General features: G+C 74.8%; 14 protein-coding genes. 5 read left to right on the top strand and 9 right to left on the bottom strand.

The genetic code is table 11. The features are described 5' to 3' along the window. Positions 1–29: 29 nt before the first annotated feature. The 3 genes from HCK00_RS01845 to HCK00_RS01835 all read right to left on the bottom strand — a co-directional run bounded on the left by HCK00_RS01845 (position 30) and on the right by HCK00_RS01835 (position 6,851). The gene (locus HCK00_RS01845; RefSeq protein ID WP_168099916.1) at positions 30–4,220 is read right to left on the bottom strand and encodes a substrate-binding domain-containing protein; all 4,191 of its coding nucleotides are present in this window, start codon (positions 4,218–4,220) and stop codon (positions 30–32) included. A 795-nt stretch (positions 4,221–5,015) separates the two neighbouring features. After that, positions 5,016–5,990 (bottom strand): pectate lyase family protein, encoded by a 975-nt coding sequence (locus HCK00_RS01840; RefSeq protein WP_168099915.1) that lies wholly within the window; start codon positions 5,988–5,990, stop codon positions 5,016–5,018. 201 nt (positions 5,991–6,191) lie between these two features. Next, on the bottom strand, positions 6,192–6,851 hold the full coding sequence (locus tag HCK00_RS01835; RefSeq protein ID WP_168099914.1) for an NADPH-dependent FMN reductase: 660 nt from the start codon (positions 6,849–6,851) through the stop codon (positions 6,192–6,194). 377 nt (positions 6,852–7,228) lie between these two features. Here HCK00_RS01835 and HCK00_RS01830 point away from each other — a divergent pair, with 377 nt between their 5' ends. After that, positions 7,229–7,951, top strand: a complete 723-nt coding sequence (locus HCK00_RS01830) for a TetR/AcrR family transcriptional regulator (protein WP_168099913.1) — start codon at positions 7,229–7,231, stop codon at positions 7,949–7,951. A 253-nt stretch (positions 7,952–8,204) separates the two neighbouring features. After that, entirely contained in the window at positions 8,205–9,119 is a 915-nt protein-coding gene (ligD, locus tag HCK00_RS01825) for a non-homologous end-joining DNA ligase (RefSeq protein ID WP_168099912.1), read from the top strand. Between the two features lie 148 nt (positions 9,120–9,267). Here the strand turns inward: ligD and HCK00_RS01820 are convergent, their stop codons facing one another. Continuing rightward, positions 9,268–11,352 (bottom strand): PhoX family protein, encoded by a 2,085-nt coding sequence (locus tag HCK00_RS01820; RefSeq protein WP_168099911.1) that lies wholly within the window; start codon positions 11,350–11,352, stop codon positions 9,268–9,270. Between the two features lie 596 nt (positions 11,353–11,948). Between HCK00_RS01820 and HCK00_RS26740 the strand changes: the two genes are divergently transcribed. Then, positions 11,949–13,397 carry a hypothetical protein gene (locus tag HCK00_RS26740; protein WP_206319757.1) on the top strand — a complete coding sequence of 483 codons (1,449 nt, stop codon included), beginning with the start codon at positions 11,949–11,951 and terminating at the stop codon, positions 13,395–13,397. A 216-nt stretch (positions 13,398–13,613) separates the two neighbouring features. On the opposite strand, the gene HCK00_RS01810 is transcribed toward HCK00_RS26740, so the two are convergent. Continuing rightward, positions 13,614–15,185: a flotillin family protein gene (locus HCK00_RS01810; protein ID WP_168099910.1), complete on the bottom strand. Its 1,572-nt coding sequence runs from the start codon at positions 15,183–15,185 to the stop codon at positions 13,614–13,616. Positions 15,186–15,594: 409 nt separating this feature from the next. Further along, entirely contained in the window at positions 15,595–16,092 is a 498-nt protein-coding gene (locus HCK00_RS01805; RefSeq protein ID WP_168099909.1) for an NfeD C-terminal domain-containing protein, read from the bottom strand. Positions 16,093–16,542: 450 nt separating this feature from the next. Between HCK00_RS01805 and metG the strand changes: the two genes are divergently transcribed. Then, complete coding sequence (metG, locus tag HCK00_RS01800) at positions 16,543–18,267, top strand: methionine--tRNA ligase (protein WP_168099908.1); 1,725 nt, start codon at positions 16,543–16,545, stop codon at positions 18,265–18,267. 143 nt (positions 18,268–18,410) lie between these two features. Here the strand turns inward: metG and aspS are convergent, their stop codons facing one another. Beyond that, positions 18,411–20,183: an aspartate--tRNA ligase gene (gene aspS, locus HCK00_RS01795; protein ID WP_168099907.1), complete on the bottom strand. Its 1,773-nt coding sequence runs from the start codon at positions 20,181–20,183 to the stop codon at positions 18,411–18,413. 195 nt (positions 20,184–20,378) lie between these two features. On the opposite strand from aspS, the gene HCK00_RS01790 reads away from it, so the two are divergent. Beyond that, positions 20,379–22,571 (top strand): ATP-binding SpoIIE family protein phosphatase, encoded by a 2,193-nt coding sequence (locus HCK00_RS01790; RefSeq protein ID WP_168099906.1) that lies wholly within the window; start codon positions 20,379–20,381, stop codon positions 22,569–22,571. Positions 22,572–22,885: 314 nt separating this feature from the next. Here the strand turns inward: HCK00_RS01790 and HCK00_RS01785 are convergent, their stop codons facing one another. After that, complete coding sequence (locus HCK00_RS01785; protein ID WP_168099905.1) at positions 22,886–23,857, bottom strand: pirin family protein; 972 nt, start codon at positions 23,855–23,857, stop codon at positions 22,886–22,888. A gap of 176 nt (positions 23,858–24,033) precedes the next feature. Continuing rightward, complete coding sequence (locus tag HCK00_RS01780) at positions 24,034–24,501, bottom strand: SseB family protein (protein ID WP_168099904.1); 468 nt, start codon at positions 24,499–24,501, stop codon at positions 24,034–24,036. Positions 24,502–24,595 lie beyond the last annotated feature (94 nt).

Raw genomic sequence — 24,595 nt, 5'->3', positions numbered from 1 at the left:
AGCCGGACGGCCGGTGCCCACCGCCGGGGTCAGGACGCCTCCCGGTAGACGTGCGGGGCCACGCCCGTGACCTTGCGGAACACCCGGCTGAAGTAGGCGCGGTCGTGGAAGCCGACCGCACGGGCGACGGTCTGCACGCTGTCGTCGCTCTGCCGCAGCCGTTCCTTGGCCCGCCGGACGCGCAGCCGCGTGAGGTAGTCCCAGAGGGTCAGGCCGAGTTCGCGGTGGAAGAGGCGGCCGAGGTGGTTCTCGCTGACGCCGGCCGCGCGGGCCAGCTGGCGGCGCGAGAGCGGGGTGCGGTAGTGCTGTTCGATGTGGGCCAGGGCGTGGCGCACCGGACCGTAACCGCGGTGCGGTCCCTCGCCGCGGTGCGCCATCCGGTCCAGCAGGCCGGCGCTCTCCTCCTCGGTCAGGATGTCCCGGCCCAGCAGCATCAGGCCGGGGTGCGGTTCGGCCCGGCGCACGTCACCGCGGGTGAAACCGGCGGCGCTGAGCATCAGGACGGGCACGGCGGGCTGCTCCCGCCCCCATTCCCGCCGAGCCGCCTCATACGCCCGTTCGACCACGTCGAAGCCGTCCATGTCGGCCAGTTCGCGGGAGACGACGAGCAGGCAGGGCGCCTCCTCCGCGCAGAGGGCGAGCGCCGACGTGCCGTCGCCCGCCGTGCGGACGGCGTGGCCGGGCAGCGCCCCGGTCAGCAGCCGGCGCAGCCGTTCCCGGGACGCCGTGTCCCCGTCCACGACGACCACCGGGGCGGCCAGCCCGGGCGGGCGCAGTGCGCGGAGCGCCTCCGCCAGATCGCGGCCGGGAGCCGGGCCGTAGAGCAGGAACGGGGTGTGGCGGAGCGCCGGATGGTCGTGGAGCCGCTGGACGGGCGACCACTCCTGCGGTCGGACCCGGACGGTGTCCCAGACGACGGCGGCCGGGACCGCGAGGGACCCGTCGCCGTCCTCCCGGCCGGTGACGAGGGAGGCGATGTCGTCGTCCGGGTGCAGACGGCGCGGGCGCAGCCCGGTGCGCCGGGCGATCGCGGTGACCTCGCGCGGCGGCGCGGCAGCGGTGGCGATCAGCAGGGTCCGGCCGTGCGCCGCCCGCCCCGGGACGGACGCGGCGCCAGGGGCGTCCGCCGGGGTGGGGAGCGGCAGTTCCAGCCGGAAGCCGTACGTGCCGCCGCCGGTGTGGGCGGTGACGGAACCGCCGTGCAGCACGGCGAGACGGCGGGCGATCGCCAGGCCGAGCCGCATGCCGGGGGCTCCGGAGGCGAAGGGCTCGAAGAGTTCCTCGTGGGCGGCGGAGGCCGGGCCGGGGCTGCCGGTTCCGCCGGCTTCGCTGGTTCCGCCGCCGCCTCCGTCGGGCTCGTCGCCTCCGTCGGGCTCGTCGCCTCCGTCGGCTCGGTGGGCTCGGTGGGGTTCGCCGGGTGATTCCGGCGGGACGGGTTCGCCGCCGTCACCGGTGCGGGCGGTCCGCTCGGTGCGGGCGGTCCGCTCGGTTCGGCCGGTCCGTGGTCCGGCGCCCGCGCCGGTGCCGCTGCCCGGTACGCCGGGTCCGGGGCCGGGACCGGGCGCTCCGCCGCCACCGGTCCGGCCTTGCGGGACGTGCGGGACGGGTTCCGGGCGGGTGACGAGCACCACGAGCAGCGGCGGTTCCACGGTGGCGGTCAGTGTCAGCCGGTGACGGGGACCCCCCGGCCCGGGAGCGGCCACCGCGGGGCGGGCCCGGGGGGTCCCGGCGGCGGGACCGCCGGGCGCGGGGCCGTCGGCCGTCGCGTTCAGCAGGTTGAGCAGGATCTGCCGGAGCCTGGGGCCGTCGGCGCTGACCGCCGGGAGACGGGCGGGCAGTCGGAGGCGCGGGCCGTCACCGCCGGGCCGCGCGGGGGCGACGGCGGCGAAGACCTCGGCGAGCAGCGGACGGGGGTCCAGCAGCCGGCGCGTCAGATCGAGGGCGTCGATCTCGGAGCGGGAGAGATCCAGCAGGTCGTCGATGAGGCGGAGCAGCCGCCCGGCGTGCTCGTGCGCGGTGTGCAGGGCGGCGGCCCGGGCCCCGGGGTCCCCGGCGGACGCGGTGTGCCGGAGGATCGCCTCGACGGGGGTGCGGAGCTCGTCGGTGGCGTTGTCCAGGAGCCGGGTCTTGAGGCGGTTGGCCCGCTCCGCGGCGTCGCGGGCGCGCCGTACCTCGTCGAAGAGGCGGGTGCCCTTCAGCGCGGCGCTGATCTGGTCGCCGAGGGCGCGGTACAGCGCGCCGTCGCGGTGGGCGGAGTCGCGGCGGCCCCCGGCGTCGAACAGGGCGAAGCCGAGCTGCTCCGCACCGATGTGGAGGGGTTCGGCGACGAGCGTGCGCCGCCGGTCGCCGGGCGGCGGCGGGTGGTCCGGCAGCCCCGCCGCGGGGCGGAGGACGTCCACCACGGCGGCTTCCCCGTCCGCCGTCCGGGAGCCCGCCGTCCCGTCCTGGTGCAGCACCAGCCGGCAGCCGCCCACGCCGAGGCCCGGGAGGTGACGGTCGAGGGCCCCGGTGAGCGCGTCCCTGCCCACGGCCGTGGTGAGCGCGGTGCTGAGCTCACGGAGCCGGCGGGACTCCTGTTCCTCCGCCCAGCGCTCGGCCTCCAGCAGGCGGTGGGCCTTGTCGGCGACCATCAGCCGCGCCTGGGCGACGAGCCGCTCGACGCGCGCCCGGAGGGCGCCGGGCCAGGTGGCGGACGGCAGCGCGCGGACCCGCAGCAGGGCGGCGTCCCAGACCGCGGCGTCCTCGGCGGTCCGCACCCCTCCCGCGGCCATCCGTTCGAACAGAGGGAGGAAGGCACCACCGTATGACGCCTCCGGGGCGGCCACCGGACGCGGCCCGTCCGGGATTCCGGTGACCGGGTCCCCGTCGGCCGGGTCTCCCTGGGCCGTAACTCCCTCGGCCGTGACCCCGTCGGCCGCGGTCCTGTCCGCCGGGGTACCGCCCGGCCCCGCCCCGGCCGCCGGCGCGGTGAGCGGGGCGGCGGACGGGGCTGCGGCCGGCGCCGGTCCGGCCGCCGGAGCCCCGGCCGCCGGGGCTGCGTCCGTGGCAGCCGCGTCCGTCGCCGGGCCGGCCGCCAGATCGGCCTCCAGCGCCGCGGCCAGCTCGGCGCCCCCGTACGGCAGTTCATCGAACGGGGACCGGGCCTCCGGCCGGGTCCCCGGCGGCGCGGCGGCCCCGCCCGGGCGGTCCGGCGGCGTGCCGGCGCCCTGGCTGACGAGGGGCGAGGGGCAACCGCAGGAGCGGCGGACGATCAGCCGGCCGGCGACCACGCTGCGCGCCGGCGGACGGGCGCCGCGCAACCGGGCCAGCAGGGTGTCCACGGCCAGCGCGCCGAGTTCGGCGAAGGGCAGCGCCACGGAGGTCAGCGGCGGATCGGCGAGCCGCGCCTCCGGCGAGTCGTTGAAGCCGACCACCGCCACGTCCTCGGGGACGCGGACCCCGCGTCCGGTGAGGAAGCGCAGGGCGTCGGCGGCCAGGATGTCGCTACAGGCGAGGACGGCGTCGAAGTCGACACCGGGGCGCAGCCCGCGGACGTCGAGGAGCACCCGCATCGCGGAGGCGCCCGCTCCGCCGCCGAAGTCCACGGCGGCGGAGACCAGGGAACGGTCCAGCCGGATGCGGTGCCGGGCCAGCGCGTGGGTGTAGGCGCGGTAGCGGTCGAGGGAGAGCGGGTGGACCAGTGGCCCCCGGATACAGGCGAGTCTGCGGCGGCCGTGGTGGCCGACGAGGTGACCGACGGCGTCCCGCATCCCCGCGTGGCTGTCCACGAAGAGCGTCTCGTGGCCGTCGAGACCGCGGTTGAGGCTCACGACCGGCAGTCCGCGCAGCCGCCGCGCGAGCCGTTCGGCCCGGTCGCCGTCGGCGGGGAGGCCGAGGGCGGAGGTCCAGCAGATGACGCCGTCGAGCCGGTCCGGGCCGATCAGCTCGTACAGCGCGTTCCGGGGGCCACCCGGGCGGAGCGGCCCCCCGGGTAAGCAGAGGAGGTTGACGTCGTTGCGCTCCGCCGCCGCCCTCACCCCGGACCAGAGGGTGGCGCCGACACCGAGGTGGATGTTGGCGGTGACCAGCCCGAGGGTCGGCCGGCGCAGGTCCGGATGGCGCGGGTCCGGATGGCGCGGGAGGCGCCCGTCCGGCTCGTGCCGCTCCTGCCGCCCGGGGCTCTTCCGCCCGGCGGGGTCCTGCGGTCCCGGCCGCCGCTCGTGCCGCCGCGGTGACCGCACCGCGCGCCGGGGCGCGCCGCCCGTTCCGTGCGCCTCTGGTGACGCCCCGGCCCCCGCTCCCTCCGGGCCGCGGTTCGCGCCGTCCGCCGAACCGTCCGCCGTGCCGTCCGATGGCCGCGCCCGCGCGGGCCCGTGCTCCGCCATGGTGCCTCGCTGGTCGTCGGAAACACCCCGGGCCACCGCGCCGCGGCGATCCGGCCGGGGAATCGAGGACGATAGCGGCGGGTGGCCGCCCCCACAAGGGCCGGCGGGGACGGCCGGCCACGCGCGCCCGGAGCGCCCGGAGACGTGGGGGGACGGACGAGGCGCCAGGGGCGGTAGTCGGTGGCGGGTGGCCGGTGGCCGGTAACCGGTAGCGGCCGGGGAGACACTGCCCGGTGCCCGCGAACCGCTCACGGCGAGGCGCGAGAGCCCCGGTGCTCTCGGCACCGGTCCTCGGCACGCCCCGGACGCTCATGCGCCGGGGGCTGTCCGTCCGTACGGTCCGGCGGCGCACCGCCCGGCGGCGCCGGGTGCGCGGGCGAACGGCGCGGCCGCCCCGTCCCGGCCCGCCCCGCGGAGGGGAGGACGCGGGCCGGGGCGGCCGCGGAGGTCACCCGTGATCGCGCGTCATGTGGTGCGTGGTGGTGCGTGCTGCTGCGTGCTGGTGCGTGCTGGTGCCGATGGCACGTGGCGGCGCCCTGTCCCCGCGTCCGTACGCCCGCGTGCGCGGTTCCCCCGTGATCGCACGCCGCCGTACCGGCCGGACGCGGGGCCGTGCCTGGCGGTACGCGCCCGGCCGGGTGGTGCCCCGGGTCAGATCTTCCCGACGCCGGCGCCCGCGGTCACCTTGGACTTGACGCTGCTCGCGCTGTCGGCGGAGTAGCCGTAGGGGATCCCGTTGACGTTGCCGCCCTGCTGGCCCGAACCGGAGTTGACGAAGTGGTTGTTGACCGCCCGGAGCGAGCCGCCGGGCGAGGAGCCCTCACCGAGGTGGAAGGGGTCCTTGGTGTTCTCGAAGTAGTTCCCCTCGACGAGCACCCCGGCCTCCTTCGTGGAGGCGACGCCGTAGCTGCTGACGTTGGAGAAGTAGTTGTTCAGCACGTGCACCGGGTTGCCGAAGCGGACCCGCGGGTTGCGCTGGGTGGTGCCGTCGAACCAGTTGTGGTGGTAGGTCACCCGCAGCTTGCCCTTGTCCTCGCCGCCGTTGCCGTCGTCGTGCCCGAGCAGCATGTTCTTGTTCTGGTTGCGGCTGCGGTTCCAGGAGACGGTGATCTGGTCCGAGGCCCGCTTGATGTCGATGCCGCCGTCGCTGGCGCCGGAGATCTCGTTGTGGTCGATCCACACCTTCGTCGAGTACTCGACGTTGATGGCGTCGTCGTTCGAGCCGCTGAAGGCGATGTTCTGGATGATCACATTGGAGACCTTGCTGACGTTCAGGCCGCTGCCGGTGATCCGGCCGGAGGTGCCGACGCCGACGATCGTCTTGTTCGCGGCCACCTTCGTCATGGAGCTCAGCGAGATCGTGCCGTTCACCCGCACGATGGCCGGGCCACTGCTCTGCACCGCGCTGATGAAGGCGCTCGCGTTGCCGACCGTCACGGTCGACCCGCCGGCCCCGCCCGTGGTGCCCGCGCCGAAGCCCATCGCGGAGGCGGTGGCGCCGGTGGGGGAGGCGGCCGCCTGCTCGGTGGCACCGCCGGTGCCGGCGTTCAGCCCGCTGAAGGCGGTGGTGGCCGCCAGCACCGCCACGGCGGCGGCCAGCTTGGATCGCGCGCTCGTCCTGCGCATGGGAATCTCCGTTCGATGTGGGGGAGTTGAGGGGGATCGAACTGTTCCTTGCGTGCGCACCGGTGCCGCGCGGCCGGCATCGCTGACGATGCTAGGGCGGCGGCCGTGGACGATCAGGCGCCCTGTGTGGACTATTGCGCGCGGGCCCCGCCCCTGCCGTGCGTCCCGTCCGTGCCCCCGCGCCGGGCCAGGGCCGCCGCCTCACCCCGTGTAGGGCCGCCGCCGGCGGGCCTCCCGCAGCGTCTCGCCCCACCAGGCGAGCTGGTCGAGCAGCTTCTCCGCGGCGGCCTCCGCCCCCGCCCCCTCAGGGCCCGCGAGGCCGTCCCCGTCGAACCGTCCCCAGGCGTTGTGGAAGCTGACGGTGTCCCGCACGGTCACGGCGTGCAGTTCGGCGAAGACCTGCCGCAGGTGCTCCACCGCGCGCAGCCCGCCGGACACGCCGCCGTAGGAGACGAACCCGGCCGCCTTGGCCCGCCACTCCGCGGAGTGCCAGTCCAGGAGGTTCTTGAGCCCGGCCGGATAGCTGTGGTTGTACTCGGGCGTGACCACGACGAAGGCGTCGGCGTCCGCGAGCCGGGGGCGGAGGGCGGCCAGGGAGCGCGCGGTCGCCTCGCCGGGGCGCTCGCTGGGCCCCGTCAGCTCCAGGGGGAGCGCCGCCGGGTCGATCACCTCCGTCTCCAGGCCGGCCCGGCGGCCGGCGACCCCGGTGAACCACCGGGTGACGCCCGCGCCGAACCGTTCCTCGCGGACGCTTCCCATGATGACGGCGAGCCGGAGCGGGGCAGACGGAGAGGGAGCGGAAGCCGCGACCGCCGACGGGGACGGCGACGGGGAGGGGGAGGGGCTGGTGGCGACGGACATCGGTGACTCCTCGGCTGGACTCGGGACGGTTTCCGGGTGCTCCCCGTCCGGGCGCACGGCCCACACAGGCCGGACCACCGGACGGCACCACGACGACCTGCGGAAACGGGATTCGCTCCGCGGTCGCACCACCACCCTCGGACCTCAAGTCCACTTGAGGTCAACCGGCGGCAAGGGGAACGGGGCCGCGGAAACGGATGGAGCCTCCGCAGCGGACCGCGCCTCCCGGCCGCCGCCTCACGCGCCTCCGGCCTCCGCTCAGCACCGTGGGCCACGTTTGCAGTGCAACCTTGCTCCGTGCTGCCCTGGACGTCTTCACACCCCGGAACGCCCGGAAAGCCCGGGACGACGGCCGGGAGAACGGAGAGGAGCGGCGGATGGCGGACCTGCACGCGGCGCGCGGACAGATGCCCGGGGAGCCCGCGGACACGGCTCGGGGAACCCACGGGAACCCCGCGCGGAAGGGGGACCCCACGGAGGCGGCGAGGCCCGGGGAGGCCGGCGACACCGGGGAGTCCGGCGGAACCGGGGCGGCCGGTGAACGGGGCCCACGGAGACGGGAGGAGATCTTCGCCGCCGTCCTCGACCTGCTGGCGGACGGCGGTTACGACGCACTGACAGTCGAACGCGTCGCGGAGCACGCCCGCGTCAACAAGACCACCATCTACCGCTGGTGGGGCTGTAGGGAGAACCTGCTGCGGGACTGCCTGCTGCACTCCGGGGTCCTCTCGCTCTCCGCCCCCGACACCGGCAGCCTCCGCGGCGATCTCATCGCGCTCGCCGCGGTCCTGCGCGACCGGCTCCGTGAGGAGCGCACCCGGGCGCTCGTCGAGGCCGCGCTCGTCGGGGCGGCCCGCGACCAGCCCCTCCGCGAGCTGCTGGTCGCCCTGCTGGACGAGCGCCTCGTGAGGCGGCTGCCCGTCCTGGAGCGGGCCGCCGCCCGGGGCGAGCTCCCGCCCGGCTTCGACCCCCGGCCGCTGGCGGACGCGCTGGCCGGAGCGTTGTGGGTGCAGTTGCTGCTGCGCCGGCGCCCGCCGACCGAGGAGTTCGGCCGGTCGCTGCTGGATCTCGTCCTGGACGGGTGCGGAACGGGCCGCTGACCAGGCCGGACGGGCCACCGGGGGCCACCCGGGGGCCACACCGCCGTACACCGACGTACATCGCCGTACACCGCCGTGCACCGCCGCGCGCCCCGTCCCGCCGCCGTGCCGCTCCTGAGCCCTCGCGCGCCCCCGTGCCGCGCCGCACTCCCCCGCATGTGACCGCCGGGCGCCCGGTGCGCCGAACCGGTGCCGCCCCGGTGCCGGCCCCCGGCCGGAGTTTGGCCTGCCCCGGCGAGGCAAGGCGGGAGAGGTGACCGAGACGCGAGAGATCCGGATCGGCAGACGCACGCTCACCGTTCGCCGCCCGGACAAGCTCCTCTTCCCCGACGACGGCATCACCAAGGCGGACCTGGTCGACCACTACCGGTCCGTCTCCCGCCGGATGCTCCCGCAGCTCCGTGACCGCCCGCTGATGATGGTCCGCCACCCGGACGGGATCGACGGCGGGCCGCCGCTGGTGCAGAAGAACATCCCGGGCCATTTCCCGGACTGGATCCGCCGGGCCGGGCTGCGCACGGCGGACGGCACCACCGTCACCCACGTGATCTGCGACGACACCGCCACCCTCGCCTACCTCGCCGAGCAGGCCTGTGTCACCCCGCACCGCTGGCTCTCCCGCGCCGACCGGCCGGACCACCCCGACCGGCTGATCGTCGACCTCGACCCCGCCGAGGGCGCGGACTTCGAGGACGTGCGGTGGGCGGCCCGGCGCACCTGCGGCCTGCTGGACGACCTCGGGCTGCCCAGCCAGCTCATGACCACCGGTTCCAGCGGGCTCCACGTCGTCGTGGGGCTGGACCGGCAGGCGGACTTCGGCACCGTGCGCGCCTTCGCCCGCCGCGCCGCCGAGGTGCTGGCCCTGCGCCACCCGGACCGGCTCACCACCGAGCAGCGCAAGGCCGACCGCAAGGGCCGGGTCTACCTGGATGTCCAGCGGAACGCCTACGGCCAGACCGCGGTGGCCCCCTACGCGGTGCGCGCGCTCCCCGGGGCCCCGGTCGCGACCCCGATCGCCCGCGAGGAGCTGGACGACCCCGGGCTCCACGCCCGCCGCTGGACGATGGCCACCCTCGGCGACCGGCTCGCGGACGCCGACCCCTGGGCGGGGATGCCGCGCCGGGGACGCTCCCTGCGCACGGCGGAACGGCGCCTCGCCGACCTGTGACGCGGCGCGCGGGGCGGCCCCGTCCCGGTGCCCGGGCCCTGGAGCCGCGGGGAGGGGCCGGGGCGCGGCTCCCGGAGCCCCGGGCACCGGGACGGGGCCCCCGGGCCTCAGGCCCCCGCCCCCGGGCCTCAGGCCCCGATCGCGGGCCTCAGACCCCGATCGCGCCCCCGTCCGCGCGCCAGACGCAGACCACCGCCGGGCGGACCACCCGTCCCGGGCCGTCGGGCCAGGTGGACGCGGGCCGCTCGAAGGTCGCGCCGTCCACCTCGCCCGGGTGCTGCACACAGACCAGCACCCGGCGCTCCTCCACCACGGGGCCGCAGGTCTCGGCGCCGGTGGGCACCGTCAGGAACTGCCGCACCTGGCCCTCGTACCGGCCCTGTGTGGCCACCCCGAACAGCCCGTCGTGGCTGCCCAGGGCGTTGCCGTCGGTGGAGATCCACAGGTTGCCGTGCGGGTCGAAGGCGACGTTGTCGGGGCAGGAGATGGGGGAGACCTGCTCCTTGGGGAAGCCGGCGAAGTAGGTGTCCGGCTGCTCCGGATCGCCGCAGACCAGGAAGAGGCGCCAGGAGAAGGCGCGGGCCGCCGGGTCGTCGCGGTGTTCGGCCAGCTCCAGCACGTGGCCGTGCTTGTTGCCGTTGCGCGGGTTGGCCTCGTCCGGACCGGCCTTGCCGGCCGCGCCGCGGTCCTTGTTGTTCGTCAGCGCCATGTAGACGCGGCCGGTGCGCGGGCTGGGCTCGACGTCCTCGGGGCGGTCCATCTTGGTGGCACCCACCTTGTCGGCGGCGAGCCGGGTGAAGACGTAGACCTCCTCGGCGGTCATGCCCTCGACGTAGGAGGTGTCCCCCTCGGCGAGCTTGATCCACTCACCGGAGCCGTCGAACTCGCCGTCCCGGGGCAGGGTTCCGCTGCCGTCGATCTGGTCCCGGGGGCTGTCGCCGGTGAGCCGGGCGACGTACAGGGCGCCGTGGTCGAGCAGGGTGAGGTTGTGCTCGCGGGCGGCCCGGCCCGAGCCGCGCGCCATCCGGCGGCCGGAGACGAACTTGTAGAAGTAGTCGAAGCGTTCGTCGTCACCCATGTAGACCACGGGACGGCCGTCGCGGGTGAGCCGGGGCTGCGCCGCCTCGTGCTTGAACCGGCCCAGCGCGGTGCGCTTGCGGGGCACGGAGTCCGGGTCGTGCGGGTCGATCTCCACCACCCAGCCGAAGCGGTGCGCCTCCTGGGGCTCCCGGGCCAGGTCGAACCGGTGGTCGAACTCCTCCCACCGGCGCTCGCTGGGGCCCCCGGCGAAGCCGTAGCGCTTCAGCCCGGCGGCGGTGCGGGGGTCGGTGACCCGCTCGGCGTTGCCGAAGTACTGGTTGACATTCTCCTCGCCGGAGAGCACGGTGCCCCACGGGGTCGTGCCGCCCGCGCAGTTGTTGAGCGTCCCGAGCACCTCCGTGCCGCGGGGGTCCGCGCTGGTGCGCAGCAGCTTCCCGCCCGCGGCCGGGCCGGTGAGGCGGAACGGCGTCGTCGCGGTGATCCGGCGGTTGAGCCGGTGCCGCCGGACGGGGGTGAGGGCGCCGCCGCGCCGCTCCTCCGCCACCACGACCACCGACATGCCGTGCGCGGCCCAGGCGATCTCGACCTGCTCGCGGGTCGGCCGTTCCGGGTCGTAACCGGCGAACATCAGCTCTTCGTCGGTGTACTCGTGGTTGGCGACCAGGAGCCGGTGGCCCCGCTCCCCGGGGAGGGGCAGCAGGGTGAGGAAGTCGTTGTTGTACCCGAACTGCCCGGCCTGGGCGCGGGCGGACTGCCGTGCGGGGTCGAAGTCCGGGGCGCCGCGCAGGATCGGTTCACCCCAGCGGATCACCACCTGCTGCTCGTATCCCCGCGGGATGGTCACGGCGTCCGTGGTGTTCGGCGCGACGGGGGTGAAGCGGAGCCCGCGCGCCGCCGCGCCGGGGTGTCCGGAACCGGCCGCCGGCGTTGCCGCGGACGCGGCCGGAACCGCCGCCCCGGCGCCCTGGGCGTTCGTGAGCCCGGCGGCGCCGGCCGCCGAGGTGAGGGTGACGACCGTGCCGGCCCGCAGCACGGACCGGCGGGACAGGGCCTCGGCGATGACATCACCGGCATAGGCGTTCGAGCTGGTGTTGGGCGCCTCGTGGAAACAGGCGTCCCCACAGCGGTAGCGGCAGGTCATCGCCGACCGTCCACCCGGGTGCGAGCCGATCAGCGGCAGCATTCTCCGCACGTGTTCCTCCTCCGTCCGTGTTCCTGGCCCGGGCCGGGGAACCAGCCGGATCAGGAGTCTCCGCGCGTCGAACGTAGGCGCCCGCGCCCGCGCCGGAGCGACTCCCCGGTGAACGGGGAATGAAGGAGCGCCGACCACGGTGGAGTACGGAACGGGACCTTCCGCACGACCGGTACCGGCCGGAGCGGCGCCGGAAGCGGCCCGCGGACCGTCGCGGAACCGATCGATATGGTCAAGTTCTCGCCACCCGGGTCGACTTCTGGGACGCTGTCGCAGAGCCGTACGCCCGGCCGGGCCGGCTCGGCCGGGACGCCGCGCGGTGGAGCGCGGCGAAGGCGCGAGGAGCGACCGTGACCGACGAACTCCCGATCCCGGTCGAACGGGCGGTCCCCCTGGCCCGTACGTCCCCGGTACGGCGCGCGGCGGGCCGGCCGCCCCGCCCTTCGCGGAGACCGCCCGTCCCGGCCCGGCCACCGGCTGGCTAGCCTTGTGTCTCCGTCCTGGCCAGGGACGAATCCCCCACGCCGGACAGTTCATTCACACCCGATACTTGTAAAGGGCTTCTTCCCATGGGCATTCGGAGTCTCCTGCGGAATGTGTTCAGCCGGTCCCGGTCGGGCCGGGAGGAACCTGCGCCCCCGGCCGGTGGCGGGGAGAGCGGCACCGGCACGCCGGCGGAGGCCCAGGCGGCCGGGGAGGCCGCCGCGGAGGCCGCCCTTCCCGGACAGCGCCGCACGGCCGGCGACGAGACCGCCGGCCGGACCGCCGACCACACCCCCCGCCCTCCCGAGCAGCGGACGGCCGCCTCGGAGAACGCCCGGGACGGCGCGCACCAGGACACCACGCGGGACACTTCCCCCGCGGCCACCCCGGCCGGCGAACGGCCCACCGGGGAGGACGACGCCACGGCCGAGGCCCACCGGGCCGCGGAGCAGGCCAAATCGGAGGCGGACGGCTTCTCCCTCACGGCGGTCCCCGAGCCGGCCGCCGGCCACGAGGAGGTCGACGCCACCGTGACGCCGCCCACCCCCGGGCGCGACCTCGCCGCCGAGGCGCGCGCCGAGTCCCACGCCGAGGTGGAGGCGCTCAAGGAGCAGGTCGCCGAGTGGTCCGGGGACGCGCCGCCGGAGGCGGTGCGGGACGCCAAGGCCGAGGTCAGGGAGGCCACCGCGCAGGCGGGCACGGACGCGAAGGGCGACGGCTCCGGCGCGCTGGCCGCCGAGGCCGCCGCCGACACGGGGGCCGCGACGGCCGGCGTACGGTCCGAGGTGGCCGAACTCCGCAGCTCCGGCTCGGGCCCCACCGGCACCGCCGACGCCACCGACACCGGTGCCTCCACCGGCACCACCGGCTCGACCGAGACGGACCGGGTGGACGCCGGCGGTGCGGACACGGCGGCCGAGAAGACCCCGGAGAAGAAGACGGCCGCCAAGAAGACGGCCGCCAGGAAGACCGCGGAGAAGAAGACCACGGCCGCGAAGAAGACCACCGCCAAGAAGGCCGCCACGAAGAAGACGGCAGCCAAGAAGGCAGCGGCCGAGCCAACGGAGACAGCCCCGGCAGCCGGCGCCACCGAGGCCACCGGGGCCGCCGACGCCGCCGAGGACACCGGGGCGGAGGCCACGGAGAAGAAGACCACCGCCGCGAAGAAGACCACGGCGAAGAAGGCCACCGCCAAGAAGACGGCCGCCAAGAAGGCAGCGGCCACGAAGACCGCCGCCACGAAGAAGGCGACCGCGAAGAAGGCAGCGGCCGGGCCCACGGAGACCGCCCCGGCAGCCGGCGCCACCCAGGCTCCCGAGGCCACCGAGACCACCGGGGCCGCCGAGGACACCGGGGCGGAGCCCGCGGAGAAGAAGACCACCGCCGCGAAGAAGACCGCCGCGAAGAAGAGCACCGCCAAGAAGACCGCCACGAAGAAGACCACGGCGAAGAAGACGGCGGCCAAGAAGGCCGCCACGCCGGAGAAGCCCGCCGAGGACTCCTCCCCGTCGGGCGACGCACCGGGCACCGAGGGGAGCGCGCCGCGCGACAAGTCCGTCTGAGCGGAGGACGGCGCGCACCGCACACGCGGGCACACGACGGGCGCGGCCCGGGCAGGCTCTCCAGCCGCCCGGGCCGCGCCCGTTCACCGTCCCCCGTTCACCGTCCCCCGTTCACCGTCCCCCGTTCACCGTCCCCCGTTCACCGTCCCCCGTTCACCGTCCCCCGTCGGCAGACCGGCGGCGGTCCCGCCGCGGTCCCGCCGCGGAGCGGTGCGGTCAGCCCGCGGCCTCGATCCGCTCGGTGCCGCTCCCGGCACCGTTGCGCCGGCCGTCCGCCGCACCGCCGGAGCCGTCCGTGCCACCGGTGCCACCGGTGCCACCCGCACCACCCGCCCCGTCCGTGCCGCCCGTGATCGAGCCGCCGGCCAGCCGGGAGAGCAGCGACGGCAGGTCGATCCCGGTGGTGGAACCGAGCAGTTCCATGCCCTGGGCGACGTTGTCGGCCACCGTGCGCGGCAGCTTCCCGGCGCCGTCGGTGGAGATGACGGTCAGCTTGTCGATCGCCGCCATCGGCTCCGCCGCCTTCCCCACGACCTGCGGCAGCACCTCGACGAGCATCTGGAGCACGGCGGCGTCGCCGTACCGCTCGAAGGCGTCGGCCTTCTTCCGCATGGCCTCGGCCTCGGCCTCGCCGTGCGCCGCGACCGCCGAGGCCTCCGCCTCGCCCTCCAGCCGCACGGCCTCGGCGAGCGCGGCACGCCGCTGGCGCTCGCCCTCACCCGTGAGCCGGGACTCGGTCGCCTGCGCCTCGGCGAGCGCCGCCCGCCGCTGCTTCTCGCCCTCACCGGTCAGGCGGGACTCCTCGGCCTGGGCCTCGGCGCGCTTCACCCGGGCCACGCGGTCCGCCTCGGCGCGCTGTTCGGCCTCGTAGCGGGCGGCGTCGGCCGGCTTGCGGACCTCGGTGTCGAGCTGCCGGTCCTTGAGCGCGGCCTGCCGCTCGGCGACCTTCTCCTGCTCGCTCAGCACCTCCTGCTGGCGCGCGGCCTCCGCCAGCGGGCCGGCGGCGGCGGCCCGGGCGGCCGCGGCGTCCGTCTCCGCCTGGATCTCCGCCTGTCGCAGCGCCAGCACCCGCTGGGCGACGGCGATCTCCTCCTCGGCGCGCAGCCGCGCCTGCTCGGCGATGCGGCGGGCGTCGGCCTCGGCGGTGTCGGCCTCCTGCCGGGCGCGGGCGGCCTCCGGGCGCCCGAGGTCCTGGAGGTAGCTGCCCTCGGCGGAGATGTCCTGGATCTGGAAGGTGTCCAGGACGAGCCCCTGCCCGGAGAGGCTGGCCTCGGCCTCCTCCGCGACCTGCCCGGCGAACGCGGCGCGATCCCGGATGACGTCCTCCACGGACATCCGGCCGACGATGGAGCGCAGCGCGCCGGAGAGCACTTCCTGGGTGAAGCCGACGACCCCGTCCTGCTGCTGGAGGAAGCGCTGGGCGGCGGCGCGGATCGCGTCCTCGTCACCACCGACCTTGACGATGGCCACCCCGTCCAGGTCCACCTTGACGCCGCGCAGCGTCACCGCGCCCCGGACGGCCACCGGGATGTGCCGGCTCGACAGGTCCATCACATGCCGCTGCTGGACGAAGGGCACGACGAAGACGCCGCCGCCCACGACCACCTTCTGGCCACTGGTGTCATAGCTGACGCGGCTGGTCACCGCGTCCACGGACTTCTTCCCCCGGCGCCCGGTGACGATGAACGCCTCGTTCGGCCCGGCCACCTTGTAGCGCGAGACGACGACGACGCCCAGGAGGACGAGGAGTACGGCGACGCCGATGACGGCGAAGAGCACAGGGCTCATGTTTCTGCCTCTCTGCGGACTGGTGAGAACTCAGCTTCTCGATGACATTCCGGGCCGCCGCGACCGTTCGCCCATCCCCCGCGGAGTGACGAACCGGCGGCGCCCGGACGGTGTCCCGGCACGGAACCGGGACCCCCCGTGGCACGGAACCGGGACCCCCGTGGCACGGGAACTGGTTCCGCGCGGCACGGGAACGGCGCGGTACCGCGCCCCGGGCCGGACGCCCGGGACGAGGCCCCGCCGGGAGGACCGCCCTCCGGGCGGCCGTACGGAGCGGCGCCGCCCCGCGGCGGCCGGGCCGCCACGAGCCCCGGTGACGCGGCTCACCGCGTACGGCCCCCCGCCGGTCCGGCCCCGGCGGCTCCCCCACCGGAGGCTCCGGCAGGCTCCGGCTGCCCCCGGCGGGCGCTCAGCGTTCGACGGCGCGCACCTCGACCGCCGTGGCGGACAGGGTGGCGGTCACCCAGACCTCCCCGCCGAGCGGCTGCGGCGCCTCACTGCGCGCCGCGTACTTCCGGGGCTGCCCGCCGGCGCGGAGCATGACCTCCCCGTAGCCGCCCGCCGGGATCGGTGTCACCACCGGCCCCGCGAGCCCGACGAGATCCGCGGAGCGCGGTGCCGGCGCCGCGCCGTCCCGCATCAGGAACCGGCTCAGCCGCACCACGAGCCAGGCCGTGACCACCCCGGCCACCGTGCCGGCGAGGGTCGCCACCACGGGGCCGGCACCGGTGATGCCCAGGGTGATGGCTCCGCCGAAGCCGAGCATCGAGACGAAGCCGGCCAGGGCGGGAAGCGAGACCGCGCCGCCGAACGCCCCGTCCAGCAGGCCGTCCAGCACCCCGTCGAAGATCAGCGCGAGGACCAGCAGCACCAGCCCGGCGCTGCCGAGTCCCAGAAACCATGCCATCCGGCTCTCACCTCCCGTGCCACCCGGGCCCCCCGTCGTTCCCGTGTGTTCCCGCATCCTCGCAGCGGATCCCGTGGTGCACATTGCGCGGTTCCGGCAACGTTCCGGCCGCCCGGGGTGCCGGATGAGAACGGCGGCTTCCGTCACCGTCCACCCCGGAAGCTCCGTCCACCCCCGGTGACCGGGCCGGGGACGGCCTCCGGGCCGCCCGTACCTCACCGCGGGGATCCCGCGGCCGTCCCCGTGTCCTCCCCACGACCCGCCGCCCGCACACGTTCCCCGCCGGTGTCCGGTCGGCGTCCGGTCGGTATCCGGTCCGCATGCCGTCGGTTGTGCCGTCCGCCCACCGATATGACGGGCGGGTGGCGCCGGCGGCTCCGATACGATATTGAGCGGCCCGCAGCACCGTCATCACTGCGCGCATCCACCTGCGACCCGGGAGCAGCCGCAATGGCTCGACACCTCATCACCAGCGCCCTTCCGTACATCAACGGGATCAAGCACCTGGGCAACATGGTGGGGTCCATGCTCCCGGCCGACGTCTACGCGCGCTACCTGCGGCAGCGGGGCCACGAGGTGCTCTACATCTGCGCCACCGACGAGCACGGCACCCCGGCCGAGCTGGCGGCGAAGGAGGCCGGCCTGCCGGTGGACACCTTCTGCGCCGGGCAGCACGACGCCCAGAAGGCGATCTACGACGGCTTCGGGCTGGAGTTCGACTACTTCGGCCGCAGCTCCTCGCAGCAGAACATCGAGATCACCCAGCACTTCGCGCGCCGGCTGAAGGAGAACGGCTTCATCGAGGAGCGCGCGATCCGCCAGGTGTTCTCCGTCGCCGACGGCCGCTTCCTGCCCGACCGCTACATCGTCGGCACCTGCCCGCACTGCGGCTACGACCGGGCGCGCGGCGACCAGTGCGAGAACTGCACCCGGGTGCTGGACCCCACCGACCTCCTCGAACCCCGCTCGGCGATCAGCGGCAGCGCCGAGCTGGAGATCCGGGAGACCACCCACCTCTTCCTGCTCCAGTCCAAGCTGGCCGGCGAGGTGGCGGCGTGGATCGACGCCACCGGTGACGAGTGGCCGACGCTCGCCTCCTCCATCGCCCGCAAGTGGCTCACCGAAGGGCTGCACGACCGCGCGATCACCCGGGACCTGGACTGGGGCGTCCCCGTACCGGCCGACACCTGGCCGGAGCTGGCCGCCGAGGGCAAGGTCTTCTACGTCTGGTTCGACGCCCCGATCGAGTACATCGGCGCCACGAAGGAGTGGGCGGACGCGGCCCCGGCGGGCGAGATCCGGGACTGGAAGTCCTGGTGGTACGAGGGGGCCGGCGCGGAGAACGTCCGCTACACCGAGTTCATGGCCAAGGACAACGTCCCGTTCCACACGGTGATGTTCCCGGCCACCCAGCTCGCCACCCGCGAGCCGTGGAAGAAGGTCGACTTCGTCAAGGCGTTCAGCTGGCTGACGTACTACGGCGGCAAGTTCTCCACCTCGCAGCGGCGCGGCGTCTTCACCGACGCGGCCCTGGAGATCCTGCCCGCCGACTACTGGCGCTACTTCCTGATGGCGAACGCCCCGGAGTCGGACGACACCTCCTTCTCCTGGGAGCTGTTCACCTCGGTGGTCAACAAGGACCTGGCCGACACCCTCGGCAACTTCGTCAACCGGGTGCTCTCCTTCTCCCGCAAGCGCTTCGGGGACACCGTCCCGGCCGGTGCGGAGCCCGGCGAGGCCGAGCGGCGGCTGGGCGAGGAGATCGCGGGTCTGCTCGCGGAGTACGAGGGGCACCTGGACGCCCTCCGGTTCCGCAAGGCGGCGCAGGCGCTGCGCGCCCTGTGGAGCGCGGGCAACTCCTACCTGGAGGAGAAGGCCCCCTGGCTGGAGATCAAGACCGACCCGGAGGCGGCGGCGCTCACCCTCCGTACGGCGATGAACCTGATCCACCTCTACGCGGTCGTCTCCGAGCCGTTCATCCCGGCCTCGGCCAGGGCCATGCGGGCCGCGTTCGCCCTGGCGGACGACACCGCCGCCTGGGTCACGGCCGAGGAGGCCGCGGCCCTGGCCTCCGTCCCGGCCGGCACCGCCTTCACCGTCCCCCCGGTCCTCTTCGCGAAGATCACCGAGGACGACCTGGCCGGCTACCGCGAGCGCTTCGGCGGCGCGGAGTAACCCACGCGGTCGGCGGACGGGCCGCGGGAGGACCGCGGTGGAGCTGCCCTCCGCGACCCGCCGGGCAGGTGTTCCCGGTGCGGCCCGTCATGTGATGAGCCGGGCCCGGGACCACGCGGTCCCGGGCCCGGTCGTGCGGCGGCTTACCGCTCCTGCTTGGCCTGCGGCTTCCGCAGGCTGATGTGGAGCTCGCGCAGCCGGGCCTCCTCGACCTCGGTCGGGGCGCCCATCAGCAGGTCCTGCGCGTTGCCGTTGAGCGGGAAGGCGATGGTCTCGCGGATGTTGGGCTCGTCGGCGAGGAGCATCACGATGCGGTCCACGCCCGGGGCGATGCCGCCGTGCGGCGGGGCGCCGAAGCTGAAGGCGCGGAGCATGCCGCCGAACTCGCGTTCGACCTCCTCGGGGGAGTAGCCGGCGATGCCGAAGGCCTCGTACATGACCTCCGGCTCGTGGTTCCGGATGGCGCCGGAGGAGAGTTCGACACCGTTGCAGACGATGTCGTACTGCCAGGCCAGCACGTCCAGCGGGTCCTTGCCGCGGAGCGCCTCCAGGCCGCCCTGGGGCATGGAGAAGGGGTTGTGCGAGAACTCGATCGCGCCGGTGTCCTCGTTCCGCTCGAACATCGGGAAGTCGACGATCCAGCAGAAGCGGAAGACGTTCTCCTCGAAGTGCCCGGCGCGCCGGGCGGCCTCGACCCGGACCGCGCCCATGATCTTCGAGACCTCGTCGAACTCGCCGGCCCCGAAGAAGACCGCGGTGCCGGGGCGGCCGTCCACCTCGGCGACCAGCCGCGCCACGTCGTCCTCGGTGAGGAACTTGGCGACGGGGCCGGTGAGGGCGTTGTCCTCACCGATGCGGACCCAGGCCAGGCCCTTGGCCCCCTGCTCGACGGCGAACTCGCCGAGCTGGTCGAAGAACTTCCGCGGCCGGTCCGCGGTGTCCGGCACGGCCAGCGCGCGGACGTGCTTGCCGGCGAACGCCTTGAAGCCGGAGTCGGCGAAGATGTGGCTGACGTCGGTCAGCTCCAGCTTGGCGCGGAGGTCCGGCTTGTCGCTGCCGTACTTCAGCAGCGCCTCGCGGAACGGGATGCGCGGGAACGGTGAGGTGACCTCGCGGCCCTGGCCGAACTCGGTGAAGAGATCGGTCATGACCTTCTCGATCACCCGGAAGACGTCCTCCTGCTCGACGAAGCTCATCTCGACGTCGAGCTGGTAGAACTCGCCGGGCGAGCGGTCGGCGCGGGCGTCCTCGTCGCGGAAGCAGGGGGCGATCTGGAAGTAGCGGTCGAAGCCCGCGATCATCAGCAGCTGCTTGAACTGCTGCGGCGCCTGCGGGAGGGCGTAGAACTTGCCCGGGTGCATCCGGGAGGGCACCAGGAAGTCGCGGGCGCCCTCGGGGGAGGTGGCGGAGAGGATCGGGGTGGCCATGTCGTGGAAGCCGAGCGCCGTCATCTCCCGCCGCAGATAGGCGATGACCTGGGAGCGCAGCATGATGTTGCGGTGCATCCGCTCCCGGCGCAGGTCCAGGAAGCGGTACTCCAGCCGCCGCTCCTCGTTCACGCCGTCCTCGGTGTTGACGGTGAACGGCAGCGCGCCGGCCTCACCGAGCACCTCCACCTCGGCGACCTCGATCTCGACCTCGCCGGTGGGCAGCTCCGGGTTGACGTTCTCGGCGCCGCGGGCGCTGACCCGGCCGTCGACGCGGACCACGGTCTCCTTGGAGAGGGAGCCCAGGATCTCGTTGGCCGGGGTGCCGGGCCGGGCCACGAGCTGCACCAGCCCGTAGTGGTCCCGCAGATCGATGAAGAGGATGCCGCCCAGGTCGCGACGGTTGTGCAGCCAGCCGCTCAGTCGCACCTCGGTGTCGACGTCGGCGGCGCGGAGTTCGCCGCAGGTGTGGGACCGGTACCGATGCATCGCTCATCCAAGTCGTCGGATCGTCGGGGAAGCGGTCCCGGGGGTGCCGGACACCCCGGGGGCCCGGCCCGTCGGGGCCCCGTCAAGGGTACCGGTAGCCGCCAACCCCCCGGCCGGCCCTCGGCCCGGCTCGAACAGCTCCCTGTCACGGCTCCATACCACGACGAATACCGTGAATCATCATAAAGTGAGGTCATGCGCTCCGAGGACGTCCTGGCCGCCACGGCGACCGGCCTCTGGCGCTGGGACAACGCCACGGAGAAGCTCCAGCTGGACGCCGAGGCGGCCCGGCTGCTGGGGCTGGCCGCCCTTCCCACCACGCTCTCGCCGGCCGACAGCCGCGCCCGCTTCCACCCGGTGGACTGGGTGGAGATGACGGAGATCGTCGATCTCTCCCTGGTGGAGGACACCCTCGCGGAGGTGGTCCTGAGGGTGATCGGTGACGACGGCAAGGTGCTGCGGCGCATCCGCGTCCGGGGCAAGGCCCACCGGCAGGACCGCACCGTCGACTTCATCGGCACCGCCGCGGAGCTGCCGGAGGAGCCCCGCGCGGCGGACGAGTCCGGCGCCCCGCCCAAGGTCACCGGTGACTGGCGGCGGGCCCGGGAGGCGTTCCTGCTGGACGCCGGGCGGGCGCTGGCGGAGGCGGGCTCCACCCAGGAGGTGCTGCGGGTCGCGGGCTCCCTCTCGATGCCGGGGTTCTCCCCGACCGGGCTGGCCGTCTTCAAGGTCGAGGGCGGCCGGCTCTCCTACGTGGGCTACCAGGGCCGGGACGCCGACAAGCCGCGCTTCTTCGACGAGATGCCGCTGGACGCCCCGTTCCCGGCGGCCGAGGTGGTGCGCACAGGCCGGGCGGTGTACCTCTCCTCCCCGCGGGTGTTCCGGGAGCGGTACCCGATGATGTGGCCGCTGGTGGCCGACTCCGACCTGCACTCCTGGGCCTACGTGCCGCTGATCGTCGCCGGCCGCACCACGGGGGCGTGGTCGGCCATGTTCGACCACCGGGTCGCCTTCACCCCGGACGAGCGGTCCATCCTCTCCACCGTGGCCCGGATGCTGGCGCAGGCGCTCACCCGGGCCGGAGCCCAGGAGTCCGAGCGGGAGCTGGCGGTGGGGCTGCGGCGGTCCATGATGTCCCCCGCCGTGCCGGAGACCCCGGGGATGCGGGTCACCGCCCGGTACGTCCCGACGGGCGGCGGGGTGCAGATGGGCGGCGACTGGTACGACCTGATCCCGCTCCCCTCCCGCCGGGTCGCCTTCGTCGTCGGCGACGTCCAGGGGCACGACGTGCGCGCCGCGAGCCTGATGGGCCAGTTGCGGATCGCCCTGCGCGCCTACGCCGCCGAGGGGCACCATCCGGACGCGGTGCTCTCCCGCGCCTCCCGCTTCCTGGCGGGGCTGACCGACCGCTCCCAGCCGGGGGACACCGGGTCCCTGGACGACCCGGCGGACGATCCCCGCTTCGCCACCTGCCTCTACATCGAGGCCGACCCGAGCACCGGCAGCCTGGAGATCGCCCGGGCCGGCCACCCCGAGCCCGTCACGCGCAAGAGCGACGGCACGCTGATGCCCCGGGAGACGGCGGGCGGGCTGCCGCTGGGCGTCGCCCCGGACAGCGACTACCCGACGACGCAGATCGTCCTGGAGCCGGGCGAGCTGATGTTGCTCTGCACGGACGGGCTGATCGAGACCGGCGGCCACGACCTGGACACCGGCCGGCAGCGGCTGATGCAGACGATGGAGGAGCACACCGGGGAGGATCTGGAGGCCCTGGCCGACAGCGTGCTGGACGCGGTGCACGGCCCGACCTCGCACTACACCGCTGGTCCGCTCTCCGACCGGCGCGAGGACGACATCGTGCTGCTGATGGTCTGCCGCAACGGCCCGGGCTGCGGGGCCCCCGCCGTACAGCCGCCGCACCTGGTGCGGCGGATCGTGATGACCGTCTCGCAGGCGGAGCCCGAACGCATCTCGCTGGCCCGCCGCCACCTGCGGGAGCTGCTGCACGACTGGACGGATCCGGAGCAGGTGGACTCGGCGGAGCTGATGCTCTCCGAGATGACCACCAACGTGCTGGTGCACACGGACGGCGACGCCGTCGTGGTGGCGGAGATCACCGCACGGGAGGGCGGAACCGCCGAGCCCGGCCACCGCCGGCTGCGGGTCGAGGTGTCCGACTCCAGCGACGAGCTGCCGCACCGCCGCCGCCCGGGCGAGCTGGCCTCCTCCGGGCGCGGGCTGATCCTGCTGGAGCTGCTCGCCCATGCCTGGGGGGCGGACCCGCGGGGCGAGGGGAAGTCCACCTGGTTCGAACTGAACGAGGGCGAGGGCTCCCCCGGCCCCCCGGAGCCGGACCTCAGCGCGGAGGTCGAGGACCTCGCGGCCTGAACGGTGCCGGGCGCCCGGGGCGGGACCGGCCCCGCCCGGAGAAGATCCCGCCGGGAGGGGCAGGCCGGCCGCGCCGGTGAGCTCCCCCGGGACCCCGTGCCCGGCGCGGACGGGCGGCGGGACCGTGGCGCGGCACCGCCGGTCCCGGACCTCCACCGGCCCGGCCCCGGCGGGCGGGCGCCGCACGCGGCCCGTCCGGAAAGCTGCCGACGGGCCCCGGCGCCCCCTCCCCCGCACCGCCGCCGGTTGACGCCCGGCAGCGGCAGGGGGAGGCGAGCACGGAAGGGCCCGTCGGCGCCGTGTGCCCGGCGGGGTTACCGGCCGTCCTCCGTCATGCCGTGCACGGCCGGGATCCGGCCGAGCCGGCCCGCCTGGAAGTCCTCGAACGCCTGGGCGAGCTCGGCGCGGTTGTTCATGACGAACGGGCCGTACTGCGCCATCGGCTCGCGGATCGGGCGGCCGCCGAGGAGGACGATCTCCAGGTCCGGGGTGTGGGAGTCCTGCCGCTCGTCCGCGCGGACGGTCAGCGAGCCGCCCTCGCCGAAGACGGCGGTCTGGCCCACGTGGATCGGGCGCCGGTCGGCGCCGACCGCGCCCTTGCCCGCCATGACGTACGCCAGGCCGTTGAAGTCCGGCCGCCAGGGGAGGGTGACCTCCGCGCCGGGCGCCAGCGTGGCGTGAACCATCGTGATGGGCGTGTGCGTGGACCCGGGACCGGTGTGGCCGTCCAGCTCACCGGCGATGACGCGGAGCAGCGCGCCCCCGTCCGGGGAGGTGAGGAGCTGCACGGTGCCGCCCCGGATGTCCTGGTAGCGCGGGGCCATCATCTTGTCCTTGGCCGGCAGGTTCACCCAGAGCTGGAGCCCGTGGAAGAGGCCACCGGAGACGACGAGGTGCTCCGGCGGCGCCTCGATGTGGAGCAGGCCCGCGCCGGCCGTCATCCACTGGGTGTCGCCGTTGGTGATCGTGCCACCACCGCCCTCGCTGTCGTGGTGGTCGAAGATCCCGTCGATGATGTAGGTGACGGTCTCGAAGCCGCGGTGGGGGTGCCAGGGGGTGCCCTTCGGCTCTCCGGGCGCGTACTCCACCTCACCCATCTGGTCCATCATGATGAACGGGTCCAGGTGGCGGTAGTTGATCCCCGCGAACGCCCGGCGGACGGGGAAGCCCTCGCCCTCGAAGCCGCTCGGCGCGGTGGTCACGGTCAGCACGGGGCGGGCCACGGCGTCCGCGGGAGCGGTCACGCGCGGCAGGGTCAGCGGGTTCTCGACGGTCACGGCGGGCATGTCGGGCCTCCTCGATGGATTACTTGAACAGTAAACTACATCCGGGCGCTCCGCCATTCCCGGGCCGGAACATCACTCCGCCCGCCACCCCGGACGGGGCGGCGGGCGGGCCGTACGAGCCGCGGAGGGCCGGCAGGGAGCCACAGGGGCCCACGAGGAACCGCAGGCGGGCACGGTCAGCCGTACATCCGCCGCATGGCGAAGTCGACCATCTGCTCCACGGCCTTGGCGTCGAAGACCATCCGGTGCTCACCCTCCATGTCCAGCACGAAGCCGTACCCCGTGGGCAGCAGGTCGAGCACCTCGGCGCCGGTGAGCGTGAAGTACTTGGACTCCTTGCCCGCGTAGCCCCGCAACTCCTTGAGCGTGGTGAAGAGCGGGATCACCGGCTGCTGCGTGGAGTGCAGCGCCAGGAAGCCGGGGCCGTCACCGCGCGGGCAGTAGACCTTGGAGGTCGAGAAGATGTGCTGGAAGTCCTCGGCCGACATCGAGCCGGTGGTGAACGCCTGTACCGCGCCGGCCAGCGACGGCGGGGACGGCTCGGCGGGGTAGCCCGGCTGCGCGCCGTAGCCGCCCTGCTGCGGGGGCGGCGGGGGAGGCGCGTAACCCTGCCCGGCGCCCGGGTTCTGGTCGTAGCCGTACATGGCACACAGGGTAACGAGTCACACTTGGCCGGTTCGGGCTTGCGTCTTATTACTGACCGGTAGCATCATGGCGATACCGATTCTGGTACGCAGT

The organism is Streptomyces zingiberis (assembly GCF_012034935.1).
Lineage (GTDB): Bacteria > Actinomycetota > Actinomycetes > Streptomycetales > Streptomycetaceae > Streptomyces > Streptomyces zingiberis.
Note: the sequence above shows the minus strand (reverse complement) of the source record. Positions and strands in the feature narration are given on the sequence as shown.

Excerpts from the sequence above, each read along its gene's own strand:
- HCK00_RS01840 (WP_168099915.1), bottom strand. The coding sequence starts at position 5,990 with ATGCGCAGGACGAGCGCGCGATCCAAGCTGGCCGCCGCCGTGGCGGTG.
- HCK00_RS01835 (WP_168099914.1), bottom strand. The coding sequence starts at position 6,851 with ATGTCCGTCGCCACCAGCCCCTCCCCCTCCCCGTCGCCGTCCCCGTCG.
- HCK00_RS01830 (WP_168099913.1), top strand. The coding sequence starts at position 7,229 with ATGGCGGACCTGCACGCGGCGCGCGGACAGATGCCCGGGGAGCCCGCG.
- HCK00_RS01810 (WP_168099910.1), bottom strand. The coding sequence starts at position 15,185 with ATGAGCCCTGTGCTCTTCGCCGTCATCGGCGTCGCCGTACTCCTCGTC.
- HCK00_RS01805 (WP_168099909.1), bottom strand. The coding sequence starts at position 16,092 with ATGGCATGGTTTCTGGGACTCGGCAGCGCCGGGCTGGTGCTGCTGGTC.
- metG (WP_168099908.1), top strand. The coding sequence starts at position 16,543 with ATGGCTCGACACCTCATCACCAGCGCCCTTCCGTACATCAACGGGATC.
- aspS (WP_168099907.1), bottom strand. The coding sequence starts at position 20,183 with ATGCATCGGTACCGGTCCCACACCTGCGGCGAACTCCGCGCCGCCGAC.
- HCK00_RS01790 (WP_168099906.1), top strand. The coding sequence starts at position 20,379 with ATGCGCTCCGAGGACGTCCTGGCCGCCACGGCGACCGGCCTCTGGCGC.
- HCK00_RS01785 (WP_168099905.1), bottom strand. The coding sequence starts at position 23,857 with ATGCCCGCCGTGACCGTCGAGAACCCGCTGACCCTGCCGCGCGTGACC.
- HCK00_RS01780 (WP_168099904.1), bottom strand. The coding sequence starts at position 24,501 with ATGTACGGCTACGACCAGAACCCGGGCGCCGGGCAGGGTTACGCGCCT.